The 21,047-nt window shown below is 40.1% G+C and carries 22 protein-coding genes, 2 tRNA genes and 1 pseudogene; 11 read left to right on the top strand and 14 right to left on the bottom strand.

Annotation, left to right across the window (positions count from 1 at the left end; all coding sequences use genetic code 11):
* Window positions 1-179: 179 nt before the first annotated feature.
* Window positions 180-1,067 carry an SDR family NAD(P)-dependent oxidoreductase gene (locus M5121_RS08800; protein WP_249570953.1) on the top strand — a complete coding sequence of 296 codons (888 nt, stop codon included), beginning with the start codon at window positions 180-182 and terminating at the stop codon, window positions 1,065-1,067.
* A gap of 180 nt (window positions 1,068-1,247) precedes the next feature.
* Here M5121_RS08800 and M5121_RS08795 read toward each other — a convergent pair whose 3' ends face one another.
* The 4 genes from M5121_RS08795 to M5121_RS08780 form a co-directional block, all read right to left on the bottom strand.
* Window positions 1,248-1,547, bottom strand: a complete 300-nt coding sequence (locus M5121_RS08795; RefSeq protein WP_249570952.1) for an NAD-dependent epimerase/dehydratase family protein — start codon at window positions 1,545-1,547, stop codon at window positions 1,248-1,250.
* A gap of 40 nt (window positions 1,548-1,587) precedes the next feature.
* Window positions 1,588-1,905: an AzlD domain-containing protein gene (locus tag M5121_RS08790; protein ID WP_005156654.1), complete on the bottom strand. Its 318-nt coding sequence runs from the start codon at window positions 1,903-1,905 to the stop codon at window positions 1,588-1,590.
* The gene (locus tag M5121_RS08785) at window positions 1,902-2,609 is read right to left on the bottom strand and encodes an AzlC family ABC transporter permease (protein ID WP_249570951.1); all 708 of its coding nucleotides are present in this window, start codon (window positions 2,607-2,609) and stop codon (window positions 1,902-1,904) included. Before M5121_RS08785 ends, M5121_RS08790 begins: the two co-directional genes overlap by 4 nt.
* A gap of 128 nt (window positions 2,610-2,737) precedes the next feature.
* Complete coding sequence (locus tag M5121_RS08780; RefSeq protein WP_249570950.1) at window positions 2,738-5,095, bottom strand: Tex family protein; 2,358 nt, start codon at window positions 5,093-5,095, stop codon at window positions 2,738-2,740.
* Between the two features lie 318 nt (window positions 5,096-5,413).
* On the opposite strand from M5121_RS08780, the gene ompR reads away from it, so the two are divergent.
* From ompR to scpC, 3 genes are all read left to right on the top strand, one after another.
* Window positions 5,414-6,178: an osmolarity response regulator transcription factor OmpR gene (gene ompR, locus M5121_RS08775; protein WP_004657337.1), complete on the top strand. Its 765-nt coding sequence runs from the start codon at window positions 5,414-5,416 to the stop codon at window positions 6,176-6,178.
* 17 nt (window positions 6,179-6,195) lie between these two features.
* Window positions 6,196-7,650: an ATP-binding protein gene (locus M5121_RS08770; RefSeq protein ID WP_249570949.1), complete on the top strand. Its 1,455-nt coding sequence runs from the start codon at window positions 6,196-6,198 to the stop codon at window positions 7,648-7,650.
* Between the two features lie 151 nt (window positions 7,651-7,801).
* Window positions 7,802-9,316 (top strand): succinyl-CoA:acetate CoA-transferase ScpC, encoded by a 1,515-nt coding sequence (scpC, locus tag M5121_RS08765; protein ID WP_004964686.1) that lies wholly within the window; start codon window positions 7,802-7,804, stop codon window positions 9,314-9,316.
* Between the two features lie 53 nt (window positions 9,317-9,369).
* Here the strand turns inward: scpC and M5121_RS08760 are convergent, their stop codons facing one another.
* From M5121_RS08760 to M5121_RS08745, 4 genes are all read right to left on the bottom strand, one after another.
* The gene (locus tag M5121_RS08760; RefSeq protein WP_249570948.1) at window positions 9,370-10,629 is read right to left on the bottom strand and encodes an OmpP1/FadL family transporter; all 1,260 of its coding nucleotides are present in this window, start codon (window positions 10,627-10,629) and stop codon (window positions 9,370-9,372) included.
* A 196-nt stretch (window positions 10,630-10,825) separates the two neighbouring features.
* A tRNA-Phe gene (locus M5121_RS08755) sits at window positions 10,826-10,901 on the bottom strand.
* A gap of 138 nt (window positions 10,902-11,039) precedes the next feature.
* Window positions 11,040-11,115: transfer RNA gene (locus M5121_RS08750), tRNA-Phe, on the bottom strand.
* A 109-nt stretch (window positions 11,116-11,224) separates the two neighbouring features.
* A complete protein-coding gene (locus M5121_RS08745; RefSeq protein ID WP_249570947.1) occupies window positions 11,225-11,602 on the bottom strand; it encodes a GNAT family N-acetyltransferase in 378 nt (125 codons plus the stop codon).
* Between the two features lie 103 nt (window positions 11,603-11,705).
* Here M5121_RS08745 and hisB point away from each other — a divergent pair, with 103 nt between their 5' ends.
* From hisB to hisA, 5 genes are all read left to right on the top strand, one after another.
* Complete coding sequence (gene hisB / locus M5121_RS08740) at window positions 11,706-12,299, top strand: imidazoleglycerol-phosphate dehydratase HisB (protein ID WP_249570946.1); 594 nt, start codon at window positions 11,706-11,708, stop codon at window positions 12,297-12,299.
* Entirely contained in the window at window positions 12,299-12,916 is a 618-nt protein-coding gene (gene hisH, locus M5121_RS08735; RefSeq protein ID WP_249570945.1) for an imidazole glycerol phosphate synthase subunit HisH, read from the top strand. Before hisB ends, hisH begins: the two co-directional genes overlap by 1 nt.
* Window positions 12,917-13,099: 183 nt before the next feature.
* Window positions 13,100-13,639, top strand: coding sequence for a DUF805 domain-containing protein (locus tag M5121_RS08730; RefSeq protein ID WP_087543651.1), 540 nt, complete (start codon window positions 13,100-13,102; stop codon window positions 13,637-13,639).
* A gap of 94 nt (window positions 13,640-13,733) precedes the next feature.
* Window positions 13,734-14,396 carry a 3'-5' exonuclease gene (locus tag M5121_RS08725; RefSeq protein WP_249570944.1) on the top strand — a complete coding sequence of 221 codons (663 nt, stop codon included), beginning with the start codon at window positions 13,734-13,736 and terminating at the stop codon, window positions 14,394-14,396.
* A 66-nt stretch (window positions 14,397-14,462) separates the two neighbouring features.
* On the top strand, window positions 14,463-15,194 hold the full coding sequence (hisA, locus tag M5121_RS08720) for a 1-(5-phosphoribosyl)-5-[(5-phosphoribosylamino)methylideneamino]imidazole-4-carboxamide isomerase (RefSeq protein WP_087543648.1): 732 nt from the start codon (window positions 14,463-14,465) through the stop codon (window positions 15,192-15,194).
* 43 nt (window positions 15,195-15,237) lie between these two features.
* Here the strand turns inward: hisA and M5121_RS08715 are convergent, their stop codons facing one another.
* Complete coding sequence (locus M5121_RS08715) at window positions 15,238-15,789, bottom strand: helix-turn-helix domain-containing protein (protein ID WP_249570943.1); 552 nt, start codon at window positions 15,787-15,789, stop codon at window positions 15,238-15,240.
* 102 nt (window positions 15,790-15,891) lie between these two features.
* Here M5121_RS08715 and M5121_RS08710 point away from each other — a divergent pair, with 102 nt between their 5' ends.
* A complete protein-coding gene (locus M5121_RS08710; RefSeq protein WP_249570942.1) occupies window positions 15,892-16,785 on the top strand; it encodes a DMT family transporter in 894 nt (297 codons plus the stop codon).
* Between the two features lie 17 nt (window positions 16,786-16,802).
* Here the strand turns inward: M5121_RS08710 and M5121_RS08705 are convergent.
* The 4 genes and pseudogenes from M5121_RS08705 to M5121_RS08690 form a co-directional block, all read right to left on the bottom strand.
* A pseudogene (locus M5121_RS08705) lies at window positions 16,803-17,114 on the bottom strand (antibiotic biosynthesis monooxygenase family protein).
* Window positions 17,115-17,126: 12 nt separating this feature from the next.
* Complete coding sequence (locus tag M5121_RS08700) at window positions 17,127-17,519, bottom strand: DUF4870 family protein (protein ID WP_005156704.1); 393 nt, start codon at window positions 17,517-17,519, stop codon at window positions 17,127-17,129.
* A 31-nt stretch (window positions 17,520-17,550) separates the two neighbouring features.
* The gene (locus tag M5121_RS08695) at window positions 17,551-18,168 is read right to left on the bottom strand and encodes a DUF1294 domain-containing protein (protein WP_249570941.1); all 618 of its coding nucleotides are present in this window, start codon (window positions 18,166-18,168) and stop codon (window positions 17,551-17,553) included.
* Between the two features lie 4 nt (window positions 18,169-18,172).
* The gene (locus M5121_RS08690) at window positions 18,173-19,129 is read right to left on the bottom strand and encodes a homoserine kinase (RefSeq protein ID WP_249570940.1); all 957 of its coding nucleotides are present in this window, start codon (window positions 19,127-19,129) and stop codon (window positions 18,173-18,175) included.
* Between the two features lie 101 nt (window positions 19,130-19,230).
* Between M5121_RS08690 and hisF the strand changes: the two genes are divergently transcribed.
* Complete coding sequence (gene hisF / locus M5121_RS08685) at window positions 19,231-19,989, top strand: imidazole glycerol phosphate synthase subunit HisF (protein WP_004659983.1); 759 nt, start codon at window positions 19,231-19,233, stop codon at window positions 19,987-19,989.
* 324 nt (window positions 19,990-20,313) lie between these two features.
* Here the strand turns inward: hisF and M5121_RS08680 are convergent, their stop codons facing one another.
* Window positions 20,314-20,958 carry a sterol desaturase family protein gene (locus tag M5121_RS08680; protein ID WP_249570939.1) on the bottom strand — a complete coding sequence of 215 codons (645 nt, stop codon included), beginning with the start codon at window positions 20,956-20,958 and terminating at the stop codon, window positions 20,314-20,316.
* Window positions 20,959-21,047: the final 89 nt, after the last annotated feature.

Raw genomic sequence — 21,047 nt, 5'->3', positions numbered from 1 at the left:
TCATTTTCAACTATAGGTTTATTTTTTTAGAGTTTTTACTCTAAAAAAATATTAAATTTCAAACATTTACACTAGACAAACAAAAAATATCGGTTAATATTAATACAAAATAAAGTGCAATGTTTAATCGCAATAAAAAAGCATTGCAAACAACAGCTTGATTAATGTAGGTAACTTACATGAACGCAAAACTCAAAAAACTTTTTCAACAAAAAGTCGACGGGAAAACTATTGTTGTCACTGGTGCATCAAGTGGCATTGGTTTAACGGTATCAAAATACCTCGCTCAGGCAGGTGCTCATGTCTTGTTGCTTGCTCGTACTAAAGAAAAATTAGATGAAGTCAAAGCTGAGATTGAAGCTGAGGGCGGAAAAGCTTCTGTTTTTCCATGTGACCTTAACGACATGGAATCAATTGATGCAGTTTCAAAAGAAATTTTAGCTGCTGTTGATCACATCGATATTTTAGTGAATAACGCAGGTCGTTCAATTCGTCGTGCTGTACATGAGTCTGTTGATCGTTTCCATGATTTCGAACGTACAATGCAATTAAATTACTTCGGTGCAGTACGTTTGGTATTGAATATCTTGCCACACATGATGCAACGTAAAGACGGTCAAATCATCAATATCAGTTCGATTGGTGTACTTGCAAATGCAACCCGCTTCTCTGCTTATGTAGCGTCTAAAGCGGCACTGGATGCATTTAGCCGTTGTTTATCTGCTGAAGTTCACTCACACAAAATTGCAATCACTTCGATTTATATGCCGTTAGTGCGTACCCCAATGATTGCACCAACTAAAATCTATAAATATGTACCGACGCTTTCTCCTGAACAAGCAGCAGACTTGATTGCTTATGCGATTGTGAAACGTCCGAAAAAGATCGCAACCAACTTAGGTCGTCTCGCATCAATTACTTATGCGATTGCACCAGATGTAAATAATATTTTGATGTCTATCGGCTTTAACTTATTCCCAAGCTCTACAGCATCTATCGGTGAGCAAGAGAAATTAAATCTTGTACAACGTGCCTATGCGCGTTTGTTCCCAGGTGAACACTGGTAATCTTGTGATTCCGATTTTAAAAACAGCGTATCTCTAGATACGCTGTTTTTTTATGATTTAAATAATTTGTGTGGATGTTGTTTGTTTCATCCAATCTGTTGTTTTTGTAATGGCATCCGCTAAATCCCCTGTCTGGATATCCTAACGCTGTCTAAATTGTTTAAGCGGTTCTAAGTCCAGTTATTCAGTCCTCAAAAAACTTAACATCTCAGCCGACATTTCTAATTGATTTGCCAACCATGTCCAATTCGAAATTAATCGTAAAATAGTCAGCGGCACATGTTGTTTCGGTGCAGAGACATTGAATTGTTGAGCAATCATTTTCGTCAATTCAGACAAAAGAATGTTCTGCTCTGGGGCCACTAATAAGGACTGGCTCACTAAACCTGAATCTGTTGCAGCTCGCACTATCACTTTGCATAGATCATCTACGCTCACCAAAGGCAGATAATGTTTTGGTGTTGCAGGAATTGCTCTCATTTTAGAGCATAATCTATATGCTCCCAATCTTTTAATTTAACTAATTCAACCAGAACACCAATCCATAAAAACACGCCAAACTCAGAATAATCGTCAACAAGGTATGTCTAACATTATACGCAATCACAATGGTTACAATCGTGGCCAGAAAATACGGATTCAGTAAAGTCGAACGAAATGCCCCCTGCTCATCCATAAACACAATCGGAGTCGCAATTGCCGTCAGTAAACACGGTGCAGAATATTGCAAAGACTGCTGAAACCATTTGGGTAAACGCAAAGGAAGATTAGGTTCAAGCAAGATATAGCGATTCATAAACACCACAATTGCCAGAATAATCAGGAGAAACCAACTCATACTGTACGCTCCCGAATATTCTGTAGGCAGGTTGCGGTCAACATACCAATTACACCTGCCATGATTGCGGCACTTTTAATGCCCAGACTTAGAAAAACAACGGTTAAAAGCACCGAAACCAGTACACCCACCAACGTATTCAGGTTTTTAATAAAGGGAATCACAATGGCAATAAAGGTTGCAACAATGGAAAAATCGAGATGATATTGATCTAAATTTGGCAGAGAGGAAGCCAACACAATACCGCCTATACTAAACAATACCCAAGCCAAATAGAAAAAACTGCCAGCCCCAAGCAAAAAATAAATATAATATTCACGCTTATGAATACCAACAGCAAACAATTCATCAGTCAGCAAAAAACCAAATAACAAACGCTGTTTTAATGGCAGTCTGGCAATTTCTTCACGAAAATATAGAGCATACAAATAATGCTGTGTGGTAATCAAAAATACTGAAATGATAATGGTGAGTGCAGGTGTACCCGCCACAACCAAACCCAGTGTCATCAACTGCGCTGCACCAGCAAAAACCAATGCAGACATTCCTATGGCTTGCCCAGTGGTCAGGCCAGCCTGAATCGCCATTGAGCCTGCCAGCAAGCCCCACGGCAATACCGCGAAACATAGCGGCAGTATTTTGATCACTCCTTGTAAAAAAGCATGCTGGGGGGAAGAAAGATTTTCAGTAGAATCTGGGGACATAAGAACAACAAGTTTGCGTTGGGAACTGAGGAATTATAATAAAGTTCAACATAAAAAGCGGAAAAATCATCTATTTTGAATGTAAAAAACCTCCCCGAAGGAAGGTTTTGTAAGTAGATTAAATTAGGTTATTTAGAACCTTTAATCCCTGCTTGTAATAACAACGCACCTAAACCACCGATTTTTTGCTCTTGTGGTTTTTCAGTTTTTGGCTTGTTATTTTGTGGACGCTTAAAGTCACCTTCTTTACGTGGCGGACGTTGACCTTGAGGCTTACGTTCTGAACGCTCAGTACGCTCTTGCTGTGGACGCTGCTGCTGACGTGGTGCTTTAGTAGGCGCAGAACCTTCAGCACGCATACTCAAGTTCACACGATTACGTTCAACATCAACTTGCATCACACGAACTTGCACGATCTGACCTGGTTTCACGACTTTGTGTGGGTCAGAAACGAATTCATTTGCAAGTTCAGAGATATGCACTAAACCATCTTGGTGTACACCTACGTCCACGAATGCACCGAAGTTGGTTACATTGGTTACAACGCCTTCAAGCTGCATACCTTCAGTGAGTTGTGCAACTTCGGTAATGTCTTCACGGAACTTCGCTGTACGGAACTCAGGACGAGGGTCACGACCTGGTTTTTCCAATTCTGCTAAAACGTCTTGAATCGTCGGCAAACCGAATTTGTCATCGACAAACTCTTCTGCTTTTACTTGGCGAATAATTTCTGTATTACCAATGATGTCTTTTACAGTTGTTGCTTTTGCGGCAACAATTTTCTCAACCAAGCCATAACTTTCAGGGTGAACAGCAGATGCATCTAATGGCTCAGAACCATCTTGAACACGTAAGAAACCAGCTGATTGTTCAAAAGTACGCTCGCCTAAACGTGGAACTTTCTTCAATGCTTGACGATTATCAAAACGTCCGTTTTCTTTACGATATTCAACGATTTGTTGTGCAATCGCTTTGTTTAAACCTGCGATATAAGCCAAGATCGCTGGAGATGCTGTATTGACATCCACACCCACCGCGTTCACACAGTCTTCAACAACTGCATCTAGTGTTTTTGCTAAACCTGTTTGGTTTACATCGTGTTGGTACTGACCTACACCAATTGATTTTGGATCAATTTTTACAAGCTCTGCTAATGGATCTTGTAAACGACGAGCGATTGAAACCGCACCACGAATAGATACATCAAGCTCTGGAAGTTCTTGTGCAGCCAATTCACTTGCAGAATAAACAGATGCACCTGCTTCACTCACAGTAATACGTGTTAATTTCAGATCCGTATTTGCCGCCATCATTTCAGCAACAACTGCTTCTGTTTCACGGCTTGCTGTTCCATTACCAATAGCAATAAGTTCCACGTGGAACTCTCTGCACAAACGCGCAAGCTCCGCAATCGAACCTTCTTTATCTTCTTTCGGTGCAAATGGATAGATTGTGCTGTGTGCAAGGACATCACCAGCTTCACTAATCACTGCCAGTTTTACCCCTGTACGAATACCAGGATCAACACCTAAAGTAACACGTCCACCTGCTGGTGCAGATAGAAGTAAATGACGCAAGTTCTCCGCAAATACATCCATTGCTTCAGCTTCAGCAGATAGACGCTTATCTGTTAGCAATGAGTGTTCAATCTGCGGACGAATCTTACCTAGCCAGAATAATTTTGCAGTTTGCTTTAAATAATCTTGACGGCTCTGTGGTTGTACTTGGTCTAAGTTGTATTCAGTTTCAATACGCGCCAATGGTGCATCATCTTCACCATCCACTTTTAAACCTAATACATTTTCTTGACGACCACGTAGCATCGCTAACAAACGGTGTGAAGGAACTTTGTTTAAGTTTTCAGAGAACTCAAAGTAATCACGGAATTTCTTACCAACTTCTTTTTTCTCTTCAGATGCCACAGCACTCTTTAGCACAGCAGTTTTAGAAAAAGTTTGTTTTAATTCAGTGGTTAACGCAATATTTTGCGCCCAATCATCAATTAAAATATGCTGAATCGCATCCAACTGACTTTCAATATCTGGGTAATCTTCATGGCTGAAGCCTGATAATGCTTCTGTAGGATCAACTTGTTCAGCAAAAATCTTTTCTGCGATCGTCCCTAAACCCGCTTCTTTCGCTTTGAAAGATTTGCTTGTGCGTTTTGGACGATACGGCGCATAAATTTCTTCTAATGCATTCTTGGTTTCAGCCGCATTTACACGTGCAAGTAAATCATCACTTAACTTATCTTGTTCTTGTAAAGATTGAATCACTTTCTCACGACGTTCGTACAAATCACGTAGGTAAGCCAAACGTGTGTCGAGTTGACGCAATTGAGTATCGTCTAAGCCTTGCGTGACTTCTTTACGGTAACGTGCAATAAAGGGAACACTGGCGCCTTCATCAATTAAACGAATAGCAGCTTCTACTTGGTTTGGACGTACGGCAAGTTCATTTGCCAACTGCTGAACTAAGTCAGTCATCGTGATTGATTCCACAAGGGTTAATTCTAAAAGCACTGATTATAAAGTCCACGGCTATAAAATCCACCATTGTTTTTTTGAAAATTTTACGAGTAGATTATGCAAATTGATCAATGTTTCTAAAATCCCAAGATTTTTTCAGCTAAATATTGAAAAATAGATTGATTGTCATAATTTTACCTGTATATGTTTGGTATCTATCTCTTGATTTTATTGGCAATATTTGTTGCTTTATAACATAGCCAAACCTGTGCAATGAATCGTATACTGCCTGACATTGCATAATTACGATGACAATAAACGATAAAGGAGCACATCATGAGTTTAGTTGTACCTGCTGAATCGACGGAAACCGTACACCATGAGACAGACCGAGTCGAACGCATTTTAGTGGTCGATGACGATGTGCGTTTGCGTACGCTTTTGCAACGATTTTTAGAAGATAAAGGTTTTGTAGTCAAAACTGCTCATGACGCGACACAAATGGATCGTTTATTACAACGTGAATTGTTTTCGTTGATCGTTCTTGATTTCATGCTTCCTGTCGAAGATGGCTTAAGTATTTGTCGCAGATTACGCCAATCTAATATTGATACTCCAATTATCATGTTGACGGCACGTGGAAGTGACTCTGATCGCATTGCAGGTTTGGAAGCTGGCGCAGACGATTATTTACCGAAACCATTTAACCCAAATGAACTTTTAGCTCGTATTCGTGCTGTGTTACGTCGCCAAGTGCGTGAAGTACCGGGTGCACCGAGTCAACAAGTTGAAGTCGTTAGCTTTGGCCCATGGTCGCTAGATCTTTCAACTCGCACACTTACTCGTGAAGGTCAAGTCGTGACTTTGACGACTGGTGAATTTGCTGTATTAAAAGCACTGGTTCAGCATCCACGTGAACCTTTGACCCGTGATAAATTGATGAATTTAGCACGTGGTCGTGAATGGGGTGCAATGGAACGTTCGATTGATGTTCAAGTGTCTCGTTTACGCCGTTTAATCGAAGACAACCCTGCCCGCGCTCGCTATATTCAAACCGTTTGGGGTGTAGGCTATGTTTTTGTTCCAGATGGTGCTGAGTAAGTTCAGGAATTTCAACGTTGAAACTGGAACCCATTGACCCTCAAGCTTTTACTGAGTTTGTATCTTACTCTGAACGACCACGTACCAAGTGGGAACGTTTTTTAGATAAGATCAAACCACGTTCCACTGCGATGCGTACCACTATTTTGGTACTATTCACCGTATTCTTCAGCTTATTTATGTCTTTGTGGTTCTTCTGGCGAACTTTGTATTTGCCAGAGTTACAACAACATGCACGCTATCTCGCAATTGAATTAGAGCTGGTCAATAATCCTGATATTCGAATTTTGCATCGTGATACAGAAATCGATATTGATACATGGTTAAAAAACCGTATTGGTATCGAATACATCACTGATCCGAAAGAATTTCCAAAGATTGAAGACAAATTTCTAGCTGAATTATTTACTGATGAAATCGAAGCCAAACTTGCCAAAGAGTTAGGTGTTGATAACGTCACCGTTTATTTTAAATTTAAACCAATTCCTCGTATCTGGATTCAAACTCCAGAGATGAATGGTAACTGGGTGCGTGAACCACTAAAAACCTATACCAATTACAGTGTTGAACTGATTGCAACATGGTTGTTTGGTGTACCGATCTTATCTTCAATTATTATTCTAACCTTGGTTCGCCAAATGAATCGTCCATTGCGTCGATTACAAAATGCCGCCAATAGTTATAGTAAAACAGGTAAAGCACCTTATTTAGATACTAATCACGGGCCTTTAGAAATTCGTCAGGTCAACCAAGCTTTTAACCATATGATTTATACGCTTGAACAAACTGAGCGAGACCGTCAAATTATGTTGGCTGGGATTTCTCACGATTTGCGTACACCATTGACGCGTATTCGTCTCACTGCAGAAATGCTACCCGATGAATTCTTTCGTGAAGGTCTAATTTATGATGTTGATGATATGGATGCGATTCTTAACCAATTCATTTCGTACATGCGTGATGGATCGGATGAAGAACTCACTGATACCAATATCAACACATTGCTGCAAGAACTTGTCATTCAATTCAAACCATTAGATATACGTTTTGAAATGCAGGATTTACCTATTATTCCTGCTCGTAGTCTCTCTTTAAAGCGTCTGATCGCCAATTTAATCAATAATGCGAAACGCTATGGTGCCGAACCGATTGAACTTTCTGCAAGTCATGTAGATGATCATATTCTGATTACCGTCGCTGATCATGGTGAAGGTATTCCACCAGATCAAGTTGAAGAACTCATGCAACCCTTTGTACGTGGTAATTCAGCGCGCACTGTTCAAGGTAGCGGACTTGGCCTTGCAATCGTAAAACGTATTGTGGATATTCATCAGGGTAAAATTAGCATTCGCAATCGTGAGCAAGGTGGTTTAGAAGTTGTGATCTCTTTACCAATCGTGACTCCTCATGTTGAAGAGACTGAGAAAAATACGATTAGCAAGATTAAACAAACACTTAGTGAACACTTCTAATTCAATACAAGATCAATCAAAAATGTCTCGTATTTTTGCTCGCAAATCATCTTCTATTTCACATATTAGACCTTAGCCGTAGTCCAATTCCCTTTTGCTTTTTTAGCGCTAAAATCCATATCTAATGAAAAAGCAATATTGAGAATGGATGATGTCTTTAAGTCGTATTCGCCTTGCGTCTCTACACGACAAAGTGATGAGTGCAGAACAGGCTGCTCGCTTTATTGAAAATGATATGACGGTTGGTATGAGCGGATTTACTCGTGCAGGAGAAGCGAAAGCCGTTCCTCAAGCACTGGTTGAACAAGCCAAAAAAAATCCGTTAAAAATCACGTTAATTACTGGTGCAAGTCTCGGAAATGACTTAGACAAACAACTGACGGAAGCAGGTGTACTTGCGCGCCGCATGCCATTCCAAGTTGACAATACCTTACGTCGTGCAATTAATAACGGCGAAGTGATGTTTATTGACCAACATTTATCTGAAACCGTTGAACAAATGCGTAATCAGCAGCTCAAACGTCCAGATGTAGCTGTGATTGAAGCGGTCGCTATCACTGAAGATGGTCACATTGTTCCAACAACATCAGTTGGTAACTCTGCAAGCTTTGCAATTTTCGCGGAAAAAGTGATTGTAGAAATCAACACATCACTCAGCGAAAACTTTGAAGGCTTACACGATATTTACATCCCAACCTATCGTCCAACGCGTACGCCACTGCCTTTAACTCAAGTGGATGATCGTATCGGCTCTACTGCGATTCCAATCGATCCTGCAAAAATCGTCGGTATCGTGTTCAACGATACAGCTGACTCACCTTCAACAGTGACGGCGCCAGATGATGAGACTCAAGGCATTGCGAATCATTTGATTGCATTTTTTGAGAAAGAAGTTGCTGCTGGTCGTTTAGCGAAAAACTTGGGTCCTTTACAAGCGGGTATTGGTTCTATTGCAAATGCTGTTCTCACTGGTTTGAAAGATTCAAACTTCGAAGATCTTGTGATGTACTCTGAAGTACTTCAAGACTGTACGTTTGAGTTGATCGATGCAGGTAAAATGAAGTTTGCTTCTGGTAGCTCAATTACACTTTCAGCTCAGTGTGGCGAGCGTGTATTTGGCAATCTAGAGCACTACAAAGATAAATTAGTCTTACGTCCACAAGAAATTTCAAATCACCCTGAAATTGTGCGTCGCTTAGGTATTATTGGGATCAACACTGCCCTTGAATTTGATATTTATGGCAATGTGAACTCAACTCACGTTTGTGGTACCAAGATGATGAATGGTATTGGTGGATCAGGTGATTTTGCACGTAATGCGCACTTGGCAATCTTTGTCACCAAGTCAATCGCAAAAGGTGGAGATATTTCTTCGATCGTGCCGATGGTGAGCCATGTTGATCACTGTGAACATGATGTTGATATTCTAGTGACAGAACAAGGCTTGGCTGACCTTCGTGGTTTAGCGCCGCGTGAGCGTGCACGTGTGATTATCGATAATTGTGTACACCCACTCTACCAAGCAGCATTAAACGATTATTTTGATCGTTCATGTGAGCGTGGTGGACATACGCCTCATATTCTTCGTGAAGCATTGTCATGGCATGCAAATTTTGAAGAAACAGGTCATATGCTATCGAACGGTTCTTTAGCTAAAACAGCTTAAATTTCCTTTGTAGCAAATAAAAGGCTGAATCTGTTGATTCAGCCTTTTTCTATTTAGAACTTCACACCGTAAGATATACCTAAGATATGTTGATCCATTTCTAGATTTGCCTCACCCCCACCAAATGCTGTCGGGATAGACTGATTGCCTTTTACGGTTTCTTTTAAACCATAGGTATAGGCAACACTTAACTCTTGCGCTCGGTCAATATCCCACGTCGCGCCTAGACTAATATGATCTTTAATCACACCTGGTGCTAGAATATTTAAGAAAGTCTGATCTTGTGGGATAGGCTGATCATTATGGCTATAACCAGCACGCACTGTGAGTTGTGGATTGACTTGATAGCTTGCTCCCAACTTATAGACGTTAATATCTTTCCAACCGAAACCCTGTCCCTTTTCTGATCCGAAAGTATTCCCTTGCATCACAGAAGCTAAACTAAAAGGATTACCGACCGAATCAACATCCGAATAATTGATTCGCTGTACATCCGCTAATACAGTCAAAGCAGGGGTTAACCTGAAGCTCGCTCCAATCCCGTAACTCTCAGGAACATCAAAATCACCCGATTCAGCAAATAAACCGCGATACTTATCAAATTTATCTGCATCAATTTTTGACGCATAGTTTGCTCCGACAGTAACGACATCATTTAATTTCGCACTCCAGCCCACTCGCACCCCAATCCCTGTAGCAGAGTCTTTACCTTTATTGCTTAGATTTTTTCCATCATTTGAAAATGGGGCAAAACCAGAAATTCCTTTCGCTTCAAAACGTTGATAAAGAAAATTTGTCGCAATCCCGATTGATTGATTTTCACTATAGCGCCATGCAACCGTTGGAGAGACAAATATCTGAGATAAATCAACACCCGCTTCGCCTGTATTACCAAATTCAGCATAAGGATTGCGTTTATAGGTCGTATTCATACCACCATTGCCATAAATCGCTAAGCCTAAAGCAACGCTATCATTTACTTTCTTATTGATCGCAAATTCAGGCAGTACAAAGTATTCACGACCATTACCGCTGTATTGTCCATTGGCACCTGCTAAGTTCCCCTCAATCTCAGCAGAGCGTTTAGGATTAAATAGGGTCGCACCAACATCTACACGGCTATCAATCCAGCTCAAACCTGATGGATTACTCGCTATAGTGAGCGCATCGTTAAATGCAGCGATAGAGGCACCAGCTTGACCTTGGGCTTTCACGCCATAACCATGCATAAAATAGCCTGTAGTCGCAGATGCGTGCTGTGCTATACCCGATAAAAGAACAACTGGAAGAGCTACCCCAATAAACTTTTGCATAACTTATCTTCAATAAAAATAATATATTCACAAGTATATTGTTTTTCTTTTATTCATATAACTAAGTAAAATTGAGATGCATATTCTTTTTATTCATAAAGAGTTTTTAATATAGAACTTAGAAAGACTTAAATATGAATTACGCATAATTTAACCCATAAAAAAACCCCAAACATTAGTTTGGGGTTTTTGAATATGGTGGCGTGACCCAGGATCGAACTGGGGACACACGGATTTTCAATCCGTTGCTCTACCTACTGAGCTATCGCGCCAATGGCGTGTATTAAGCCGTATCTACAGCAAATAGTCAACAATTATCCTGAGCTTTTGATTTGATTGCCCATTTTTCACGCAATCAATTTTGGGTAAAAAAAATCCCCGATGGGATCGGGGATTGAAAATACAAATTATGGTGGCGGGACCCAGGATCGAACTGGGGACACACGGATTTTCAATCCGTTGCTCTACCGACTGAGCTATCGCGCCAAAGTGGGCGTATTAAACAATGTTTACCCACGTGCGTCAAGCAAATTTGTGGATTTTTCTATCAAACGTCTAATTTTACTGCAAATCGCAAACCAATTAGACTTTAATTCTAGATTTTGCCCAAATGTGATAAACAACGATGAATTGCACCACAACCTGGTTCAAAATGCTTTACACCTTGTCCCTCTTCCATACGGCACACTTCTTCAACCAAACGCTCTGCAACCCCACGTCCACGATTGGATGGATGTACGACAATATATTCTAAAACACGGCTTTCACCTTGTCCTGTTGCCCAAATTGCACCTATAATTTTGGTGTTAAATTCAGCGGTATAAACTGTGGTATATTGCTGTAGATTTTGCGCAAGTTGCTCCATTGCATCTTGCCCATCACCAAACTCTGGGCTGGTATCGTAGAGTCGCTCGAGCTGAGTACGAATTCCTAGATTATCTAGTGTACTGTAAGCATGTACGGTAATAGGCATTGATAAACCCTCCTGAGCAAACTATGATGCTGTCACTTTTTCGTCACAGCGAAATATTGGTTTTTAATTCAATCATTTTTGACGTTTTTTGAGGAACGTGTCCATGACGCAACGTATCAGTGAAGTGGTAAGAAATACCAACGAAACCAAAATTCGAGTTCGTCTCAATCTCGATGGTACAGGTCAAGGCACACTCAACACTGGAGTTCCATTTTTAGACCATATGATTGATCAAATCAAGCGTCATGGTTTATTTGATATCGATATTCATTGCGATGGTGACTTAGAAATTGATGATCACCATACTGTTGAAGATTGTGGAATCACCTTGGGACAAGCCTTTGCGCAAGCTTTAGGTGATAAAAAAGGCTTACGTCGTTATGGTCATTTTTATGCACCACTTGATGAAGCACTTTCTCGTGTTGTTGTTGATCTATCTGGTCGTCCGGGTTTATTTATGGATATTCCATTCACTCGCGCTCGTATCGGAACGTTTGATGTCGATTTGTTCTCTGAGTTTTTCCAAGGTTTTGTCAACCATGCGTTAGTGACCCTGCATATTGACAATCTAAAGGGTAAGAATAGCCATCACCAGATCGAAAGTGTGTTTAAGGCATTGGCTCGCGCATTGCGTATGGCATGTGAAATTGATCCACGTGCAGAAAATACCATTGCTTCGACCAAAGGTAGCTTGTAATGACACGTATTGCTTTACTTGATTATGGTATGGGTAATTTACACTCTGCAGCAAAAGCTTTAGAGCATGTGGGTGCAACTGTCGATGTGACCAATGATCCAAAACTGATTGCTAAAGCAGATAAAATTGTATTTCCTGGTGTAGGTGCCATGCGTGATTGTATGCAAGGCATGCATGAAGCAGGGATCGATGAAGTGGTACGTCAAGCCGCGTTTAACAAACCTGTATTAGCCATTTGTGTCGGCATGCAAGCACTACTGCAAAGTTCAGAAGAAAATGGCGGTGTCGATGCCTTGGGTATTTTTGACGGTGTTGTGAAACACTTTCCAGAAATTCCAAACTTGAAAGTACCTCACATGGGCTGGAATCAAGTCCATCAACTTAATCCAAGCCATCCGATGTGGAATAACATTGAACAAGATGCACGTTTCTACTTTGTGCATAGTTACTATGTAGAACCAAAAGATCCAGCGATCACGGCAGCAACTTGTGATTATGGCGTGAATTTTTGTACGGCGATTCACAAAGACAATTTGTTCGCGACCCAATTCCATCCTGAGAAAAGTCATACCGCTGGTTTGCAGTTGCTGAAAAACTTTGTGGAATGGAATATTTGATCATCCACACGACTTTAGTTTTTGATAATAAAGCCAATTTTAAGTTGGCTTTATTTTTTTTAGTTTTATTTTCTATTTATTTACCTTTATTTTTTGCATATCATGCAAATGTTTTGAATAAAAATCAAACAACACGTTGTTTCAAAATTAATTTTAAAAAATCAGTGACTACAGGAAAATAATATGTCATCTAGTTTTCAAGCAAATGATTCGGGTTTGAGTGCAAATGGGCGTTTTGGCAGACTATCCTATCTAGGATGGAACATGTTACTTGGCTTGTCTTTAGTATTGGTCGGTATTATCGCTGCAATATTAATCCCTAGTTTTTATAGCTCCTCAACAGGTACAGGTGCTCTCTTTTACATATTTGCTGGTTTTTTTATTATTCTTTATATCGCTGTCATCTACTATAGCTTTATTTTCTCTATTCGCCGTTTGCATGATAGAAATCAAACAGGTTGGTTATCTCTTTTAATGCTAATACCACTTTTTAATTTATTCTTTTTTATTTATTTAAGCTGTGCAAAAGGTGATGATAATTCAAATGATTATGGCTCACCACGTATAACAAAAGGATGGGAAAAAGTTTTAGCGTGGATTTATATTATTCTCTTCCCAATTAGTATTTTAATACTCGCGGCGACTGCTATTCCAGCGTATCAAAGTTATATACAGAAAAGCCAGCAACTGCAATTTGAACAACAACATTCTTATACAGAATAAATATTTCACTTCATTAAAAAGCCAAGTTGTATCACTTGGCTTTTTCATTGCCACAAAACCGTTTAAGCTCAACCAAAAGTTTTGAGTTTCAGAAATGGAAATGCAGCAAGCAACAGCTCATTTAAGCAAAGAACAAATCCGTGCATTACCTGCATTTCAAAATCTAAGTGCTGAAAATATTTTAGTGATTCAAACACTCGAACAATGCATGGCAATTCAAACTGAACTTCACGCCATTGCTGTGTTCGGATTTGATACCGAATCTAAACCGACCTTCAAAGTCGGTGAGAAATCTACAGGCCCCCATTTAATTCAACTTTCAACACATGAAAAAGCCTATCTGTTCCAAGTAAAGCCTGACATTCTTAATTTCTTAAAGCCTATTTTAGAAAATGAACATCAACTCAAAGTTGGTTTTGGTTTAAAAAATGATGTGAGTAGTTTTCGCCGTAAAGGGATTGAACCCAAATCACTGATTGAACTTTCCAAGAGTTTTTCGAGTTTTGGTTATAACGCTCAAGTCGGTGTACAAACTGCGATTGCTCTACTTTTCCAACGCTATTTTGTCAAAAACAAAAAAATCAGCACTTCAAACTGGTCTGTCAAACAGCTAAGTCCTCAACAAATCAATTATGCTGCCGCCGATGCTTATGCCGCATTGTTGATATACCAATACCTATATCATCAGCAGTTACTACCTCCTCAAATTCAACAACAAATAGTAAGAATACTTCAAGGTTCAGCAGACAAGGCTTAGCGATTGATCAATACTTTGTTAATATGTAGCCAATTTAAACTTTATGATGACGCTAGGAGCGAAAGCATGCTAATCATCCCTGCAATTGACCTGAAAGATGGTAAATGTGTTCGTTTAAAACAAGGACGTATGGAAGACGATACCGTTTTCTCTGATGATCCTGTCGCAACTGCACAACATTGGGTTGATGAAGGCGCACGTCGTTTACATTTAGTTGATTTAAATGGTGCTTTCGCAGGTACGCCAATTCATAAACCTGTGGTGGAAGCGATTGCACGTGCACAACCAGAACTTCCAATTCAAATTGGTGGTGGTATTCGCTCACTTGAAACCATTGAGCACTATTTGGAAGCAGGCGTATCTTTCGTCATCATTGGCACAAAAGCAGTAAAAGAACCTGAATTTGTTGAAGATGCATGCAAACGCTTTGCAGGTCATATCATTGTTGGTATTGATGCCATCAATGGTATGGTTGCGACAGATGGCTGGGCAAATGTAACTGACGTGAAGGCAACTGATCTTGCAAAACGTTTTGCAGATGCTGGTGTTTCAAGTATTGTGTATACCGATATCGCACGTGATGGCATGATGCAAGGTGTTAACGTTGAGCAAACGGTTCATTTAGCACAATACTCTGGCTTACCTGTGATCGCTTCAGGTGGTGTGACCAATCTGGATGATGTTCGCAACTTAAAAGGTCAGCAAGGTATTTTAGGTGCAATTACAGGTCGCGCAATTTATGAAGGCACATTAAACCTTCGTGAAGCACAGCTCTTGTTGGATGATAATCGTCTTTAATTCAGTACAAAAGAAGCTATCTTTTCGGTAGCTTCTTTTTTATTTAATACAACACATTACGAATAAATTTTAATACGCTTGTACCACGATTAATATAACGATAGCTCACATCACTTTCAAAAAGCATTGACTGACCTGCGCAAATCACACGAGTTTCATTTTCAAACTCAAGGCTTAACTCACCTTCTAAAACATAAATGAGTTCTCTCCAGCCGATTGGATCTGCATCAGCACAATATTCCTCTCCTACCGCAAGTGACCAATTCCACAACTCAGTTTGGGTATGTGTTGGTACAGCAGCCAAAAGAGTAGCATGGCTGTCTTGAGCTTTTCCTTGCCATGCAAGCGCATTCACAATTGCGTTTTCACTAAGCTCAGGATTACTCACAAGTCTTTTAAAATCGACAGCCAAAACAGCAGCAATCGCATCTAACTTGGCTAAACTAATATTTACTTGTCCTGTTTCCAAGGCAGCAATAGTCCGCCGACTCACACCTGCCCGATCTGCTAATTCTTGTTGGCTGAGTTGTGATTGATCGCGGAAATAACGAATATTTTTTCCTACATATTGCAGAACAGTATCAGCTTGGCTCATTTACATTCGTAATCAAATTAATTTAAGTGCAATATATTGCACAAAACTATAAAATAATACAATATGTGCAATATATTGCACTCTCATATTAGGTTTGTTGTTGTGACAACTTTATCTCAATCTCCCAAAGCAGCTCAATTTGCACTTATTTTCATTACCATGATTTGGGGTGGAACATTTCTAGCGGTGCAATACGCCCTGAATTTTAGTAGCCCTATGTTTTTTGTGGGCTGTCGTTTTGCTATCGCAGCCTTGGCGATTTTTTTAATCTCAATGAAATCAATGCGTGGATTAAATCTAAAAGAGGTTTTAGCAGGAACGGCGATTGGTACCGTGATTGCGATTGGTTATGGCACCCAAACCATTGCATTACAAACGATTTTAAGTAGTGAATCTGCTTTTCTAACCGCACTGTATGTACCTCTCGTCCCAATTTTAATGTGGGTTATTTTCCAAAAAAGACCTTCTCTCATGACATGGTTAGGGACAGCACTCGCTTTTATTGGACTAGTTCTTTTAACTGGCAATGGTATCTCCAATATCAGTCTAAGCTATGGACAAATGCTTACATTAATTTGTGCTTTTGTGATTGCACTTGAGATTATTTTGATTGGTTATTTCGCAGGAAAAGTTAATTTAAGACGAGTCACCGTTATTCAATTGGCTGTTGCATCATTCTTATCATTTGCCAGTATGCCATTGGTTGGCGAACATAATATTCCTAGTTTTTCATGGCAATTAAGCATTCTAGTGATTAGTTTGGGTTTAGCCAGTGCACTGATTCAATTTGTAATGAATTGGGCACAACGAATGGTCGATCCAACCCGTGCTGCAATTATTTATGCAGGTGAGCCTGTTTGGGCAGGTGTATTTGGAAGAGTCGCAGGCGAGCGATTACCGTTATTGGCTTTATTCGGTGGGTGTTTAGTGGTGCTTGGTGTTTTAGTCAGTGAATTAAAATTCAAAATATTAGAAAAGAAAAAGAGAGCTAAATAGCGCCCCCTTTCTATAATCTATGCTGCTTTCTTTTTTAACAACATCTGTGGCTGATAATATTCAACCGTTGGTATCTGTTCATAGAATGGGTGCAATAATGTTTTCCACTACTGATATTCAGGAGATTTCCTAAAACCTTCAGTATGATTTTCGACACGATCCCAAAAGACCATCAAAATATAGCGATGCTGGTCTTCGACATGTTTAATGAGCTGTACAGCATTCAAACCTTCCATTGGATAAATAATCTCTTTGGCTTGCTGAAAAGCCAATTCAAAAGCTTCACATTGATCAGGCTTAATATTTAAATGCACATGCGCAATAATCATGGTTGATCCAATTTATTGATACATTGGCTTATTATCATTTAATGCAATTAAACCTCGAATTGCTCGATATACAATCCACACCCATGCAGCAAAAATCACGAACCCACAAAATATAGTACTTGAGAGTGCGACACCTGCAAAAGCATTGGCATTATCGCCTGTAAAAAACAGAAAGAAAAATGGGATAAATGCAATGATATTCCAAGCCAAATACCACCAAAAGGTACGAATTTGCCAAGTAAAATGACTCTCAAAAATTGAACCTTGCACATCACTACGTTTTACATAGTTAATAATCAAAGCAATAATCGCCAACAAACCACCACTAAAAATCGCAATGATATAAAGGACATAGAGAACCAAAGTTAAGGTGCGGTTTGGATCTTGATCAACGGAATAATTCATTTTTATTTATCTCCAAAAACTCCCCTCCCAATCAATAAAACACATTGAGTGGAGAAATTAACCAACATATCAACAATATATGAAAGACTATGGTACAGAAATAAATCTTACGAAACGGTTGTTTTTGTGTTTTATGTCTCAGTTTTTGCTGAGCAAGCCACGCTCCACACCAACCACCCAAAGAATCCACGATATGCAAAGTCTGCTCTGGAACACGGCGATTTCCCAATTGTGCTGCTTCTTTGTCTTGCGCATACAACCAATAACTAACGACATTCATCAAGCTAACAAACAGCAAAGTATACGGCGGCAGCAATTTACTAAAACTTGCAATCAGCATAAATACAATATAAATCACAATACCAATCTGCATCGCTGACCAACGCTTGGCAGATGTCGGCTGAGCAGGTTTGCTGCGATGCTCAATTACTTGTGATGCTTTTAAATAAGTTGCTTGCTGAGCGCGATAACGACCGCGCTCATCCAAAATGACTAAATATTCCAAGGCACACCCCACGATTGGACGCGGCCCTGTGCGAGCAAAGTCTTTGATATGGATAAAAACACGATCTTTATGTGCATCATTCGGTTGAATAAAGCCATAGCCTTTATCATCGAACCATTCAACTAAACGCCCTTGATCTCGCATATTCCTACCCTAAACCTAAAACTTGTTGTAAACGGTTTTGTAACATCATGCGCATTTCCATGGGGTCTTTTTGCAAAATATCTTCACCTGTGCGCCCTTCTGCTGCATTTTTCTGTGCAACCTGTAAACGCATACTCCAAAAACGACAAGCAGCCATTGCCAGAAAAATATCCAGACAAGCCAATTCATCTGGTGTTAGTGGGCGAATGCTTTGATAAGCACTTAAAAACGCCTCAGCTTTTTCCATGTCCAAATGGGCTTGTGGATAAGCGGTACAGAAGTCATTGATACTAATCGTAATATCAAATAACCATTCATCTTGATTCAGTTCATAAAAATCAAGAATGCCTTGTAATTGGTCACCCTCAAACAAGGTATTATCCCGAAATAAATCGGAATGAATAAAGCCTGTTGGTCGGTTTGGGTATGCTTGTGTAATCACTGCAAATAACTGAAAGACCTGATTTAAAAGTTGTTGATCTGCTTGAATCAATTGAGGACGTAATTGGCTTGCCACTTCAGACCAGTATTGATGATTGCGATTAAAATCACGTTCCAAAGGAAAGCCCTGCAAAGCCAAATGCAATTTTGCCTGCGCTTGAGCAATCGCCTGTACTTGTTTAATACTGGCTTGTTCAGGATGTTCACCCATCAAACGAGGTGCAATCTGAGCAGGTTTATCTGCAATGCTATGAATCGCCTGCCCATTGTATTTTAAGGGCACCGCCACAGGTACGCCTGCCTTACCCAAACAATCCAGTACAGGTACCAGTTCACCTGCCCCCTCAGCATCTAATTCTTCAAAAACCGTTAAAACATAGTGTTGTTTTGATTGATCCACCAAAAAATAATTGGTGTTTTGAATACCGCCCTGGATTGGAATCAGGTCAATGATCGCTAAACCATAAGGCTCAGCGAATGCTTGAACTTCTTCTAAACTCAACGGGGTATAAACCGACATGGAAAACCTGCAAAAAATAGCTGTGAAGTTTGATAGAATACCTGTTCCCTCCATGAAGGTGTAGCACCCCTTTCTTTATTGGCGATTTTTTGGAAAATTTTATGCTCGCAAAACGTATTATCCCTTGCTTAGATGTTGATAATGGTCGAGTCGTCAAAGGCGTTCAATTCCTTGATATTCGTGACGCAGGTGACCCTGTCGAAGTCGCACGTCGCTATAACGAACAAGGCGCCGATGAAATTACCTTTTTAGATATTACTGCTACCCATCATGGACGCGATACAACTTACCGTACGGTAGAACGTATGGCTGAAAGCGTGTTTGTACCTTTAACTGTAGGTGGTGGTGTCCGTAAAGTTGAAGATATTCGCCTATTACTAAATGCGGGTGCTGATAAAGTCAGTATCAACTCGGCAGCAGTATTTACGCCTGAGTTTGTTCAAGAAGCTTCTCAACGTTTTGGCGCACAATGTATTGTGGTCGCAATTGATGCGAAAAAAACTGGCGAAAATAAGTGGGAAATCTTTACCCACGGCGGTCGTAAGCCAACAGGAATTGATGCGATTGAATGGGCTGTGAAAATGGCTGACTTCGGTGCGGGCGAATTGCTGATTACCAGTATGGATGCGGATGGAACCAAAGCGGGTTATGACATTGCCTTGATGCGTCAAATCAATGATCGTGTCAATATTCCGACCATCGCATCAGGTGGCGTAGGTAATTTACAACATTTGGCTGACGGAATTTTGAAAGGTGGTGCAGATGCGGTACTGGCTGCTTCAATTTTCCATTTTGGTCAACACACAATTCCTGAAGCTAAGCAATATTTGGCTGAGCAAGGGATTGAAATGCGTCTTTAAACGCGAGTATTACTCAAAAAACCAACCTCTCAAAATCATCGTTTGAGAGGTTTTTTATTCACGCAATATTTCCTCAGACAAAAAAATACCTTGCGGAGCAAGGTATGGAAACTGCGTTTATACAACGCTAGAGGGTAAACGTGAATTTTGTCATTTTGATTAAATTATGAGCACTCTCAATGCTTGAGCTAAGATAACGGGATAACACATAAAAATATTGCCATTAAAAACTCATTTTATTGACAATTCACGACATGACTCATGAAAGCATCGTCACGATTCGTCACAATGCTTATGCTTTATGGTCACATGTCGCATTTTCCTCTAAGCCACTGATTCTTGTTGCTCAGTTTCTACTACAGGTGCTTTGACTAATTTTAGTTTTTGCTCAACCCATTTCGCTGGAAAAACCGACTCGATCGCTTGCGTCAATGCTTTTGAAAGTGGTGCAGGTAACGGTAGACCGAGTGGATTGGCTTCTTTTAAATCAGCCGAGGACACCACACGCGTTCCCATCACATAATCAAACCATGGTCGCGTTACACACCAATTCGCATCTTGATTCGAATTCATATGATGATCGTAATGCCAAGGAATGGTACGCTTTGCCCAATCAGGTTCTAAGTGCGCACGGCGATGTACATAATAATAATTACCAGCACTATAAACTGCTGCCAACGCCATGCCTTTTGAAAAGGGATAAAACACGACACTAGCTACACCTGCCACAACAGCAAGTGACATTAATTCATTTCGAGTACGCCAGCTATCCAAACCTTCAACATAACAATCATCGGAAAACTCTTGCTTACGAACCTCACGATGATGTGCCCAGTGTGATTCCATCTGTTTTGGCGTTGGACTGAAACGTGGCTTGCCTTTACGGTGTACCCCATGCAATAGATATTTATGAGCAAACCATTCATATGCATTTGCAACTGCCAAACCTGCAACAAAACCCTTCAACATGGTTTTCTCCAAATGTTTCCTTATTTTTTTTAAAGATATAAATTTTTGTAGGCGAAGTATTGACGATACGATATATTTATATTGATAAA

The organism is Acinetobacter sp. ANC5681, from assembly GCF_023488045.1.
Taxonomy (GTDB): domain Bacteria; phylum Pseudomonadota; class Gammaproteobacteria; order Pseudomonadales; family Moraxellaceae; genus Acinetobacter.
Note: the sequence above shows the minus strand (reverse complement) of the source record. Positions and strands in the feature narration are given on the sequence as shown.

What these genes read in the sequence shown, in the direction of transcription:
- M5121_RS08780 (WP_249570950.1), bottom strand. Translation starts at nt 5,095, where the DNA reads ATGACTGACTTAGTTCAGCAGTTGGCAAATGAACTTGCCGTACGTCCA.
- M5121_RS08680 (WP_249570939.1), bottom strand. Translation starts at nt 20,958, where the DNA reads ATGTTGAAGGGTTTTGTTGCAGGTTTGGCAGTTGCAAATGCATATGAA.
- M5121_RS08790 (WP_005156654.1), bottom strand. Translation starts at nt 1,905, where the DNA reads ATGAGTTGGTTTCTCCTGATTATTCTGGCAATTGTGGTGTTTATGAAT.
- hisA (WP_087543648.1), top strand. Translation starts at nt 14,463, where the DNA reads ATGCTAATCATCCCTGCAATTGACCTGAAAGATGGTAAATGTGTTCGT.
- M5121_RS08690 (WP_249570940.1), bottom strand. Translation starts at nt 19,129, where the DNA reads ATGTCGGTTTATACCCCGTTGAGTTTAGAAGAAGTTCAAGCATTCGCT.
- M5121_RS08715 (WP_249570943.1), bottom strand. Translation starts at nt 15,789, where the DNA reads ATGAGCCAAGCTGATACTGTTCTGCAATATGTAGGAAAAAATATTCGT.
- M5121_RS08785 (WP_249570951.1), bottom strand. Translation starts at nt 2,609, where the DNA reads ATGTCCCCAGATTCTACTGAAAATCTTTCTTCCCCCCAGCATGCTTTT.
- M5121_RS08695 (WP_249570941.1), bottom strand. Translation starts at nt 18,168, where the DNA reads ATGCGAGATCAAGGGCGTTTAGTTGAATGGTTCGATGATAAAGGCTAT.
- hisH (WP_249570945.1), top strand. Translation starts at nt 12,299, where the DNA reads ATGACACGTATTGCTTTACTTGATTATGGTATGGGTAATTTACACTCT.
- M5121_RS08800 (WP_249570953.1), top strand. Translation starts at nt 180, where the DNA reads ATGAACGCAAAACTCAAAAAACTTTTTCAACAAAAAGTCGACGGGAAA.
- M5121_RS08760 (WP_249570948.1), bottom strand. Translation starts at nt 10,629, where the DNA reads ATGCAAAAGTTTATTGGGGTAGCTCTTCCAGTTGTTCTTTTATCGGGT.
- M5121_RS08700 (WP_005156704.1), bottom strand. Translation starts at nt 17,519, where the DNA reads ATGAATTATTCCGTTGATCAAGATCCAAACCGCACCTTAACTTTGGTT.
- hisF (WP_004659983.1), top strand. Translation starts at nt 19,231, where the DNA reads ATGCTCGCAAAACGTATTATCCCTTGCTTAGATGTTGATAATGGTCGA.
- scpC (WP_004964686.1), top strand. Translation starts at nt 7,802, where the DNA reads ATGTCTTTAAGTCGTATTCGCCTTGCGTCTCTACACGACAAAGTGATG.
- M5121_RS08795 (WP_249570952.1), bottom strand. Translation starts at nt 1,547, where the DNA reads ATGAGAGCAATTCCTGCAACACCAAAACATTATCTGCCTTTGGTGAGC.
- M5121_RS08745 (WP_249570947.1), bottom strand. Translation starts at nt 11,602, where the DNA reads ATGCCTATTACCGTACATGCTTACAGTACACTAGATAATCTAGGAATT.
- M5121_RS08730 (WP_087543651.1), top strand. Translation starts at nt 13,100, where the DNA reads ATGTCATCTAGTTTTCAAGCAAATGATTCGGGTTTGAGTGCAAATGGG.
- ompR (WP_004657337.1), top strand. Translation starts at nt 5,414, where the DNA reads ATGAGTTTAGTTGTACCTGCTGAATCGACGGAAACCGTACACCATGAG.
- M5121_RS08725 (WP_249570944.1), top strand. Translation starts at nt 13,734, where the DNA reads ATGGAAATGCAGCAAGCAACAGCTCATTTAAGCAAAGAACAAATCCGT.
- hisB (WP_249570946.1), top strand. Translation starts at nt 11,706, where the DNA reads ATGACGCAACGTATCAGTGAAGTGGTAAGAAATACCAACGAAACCAAA.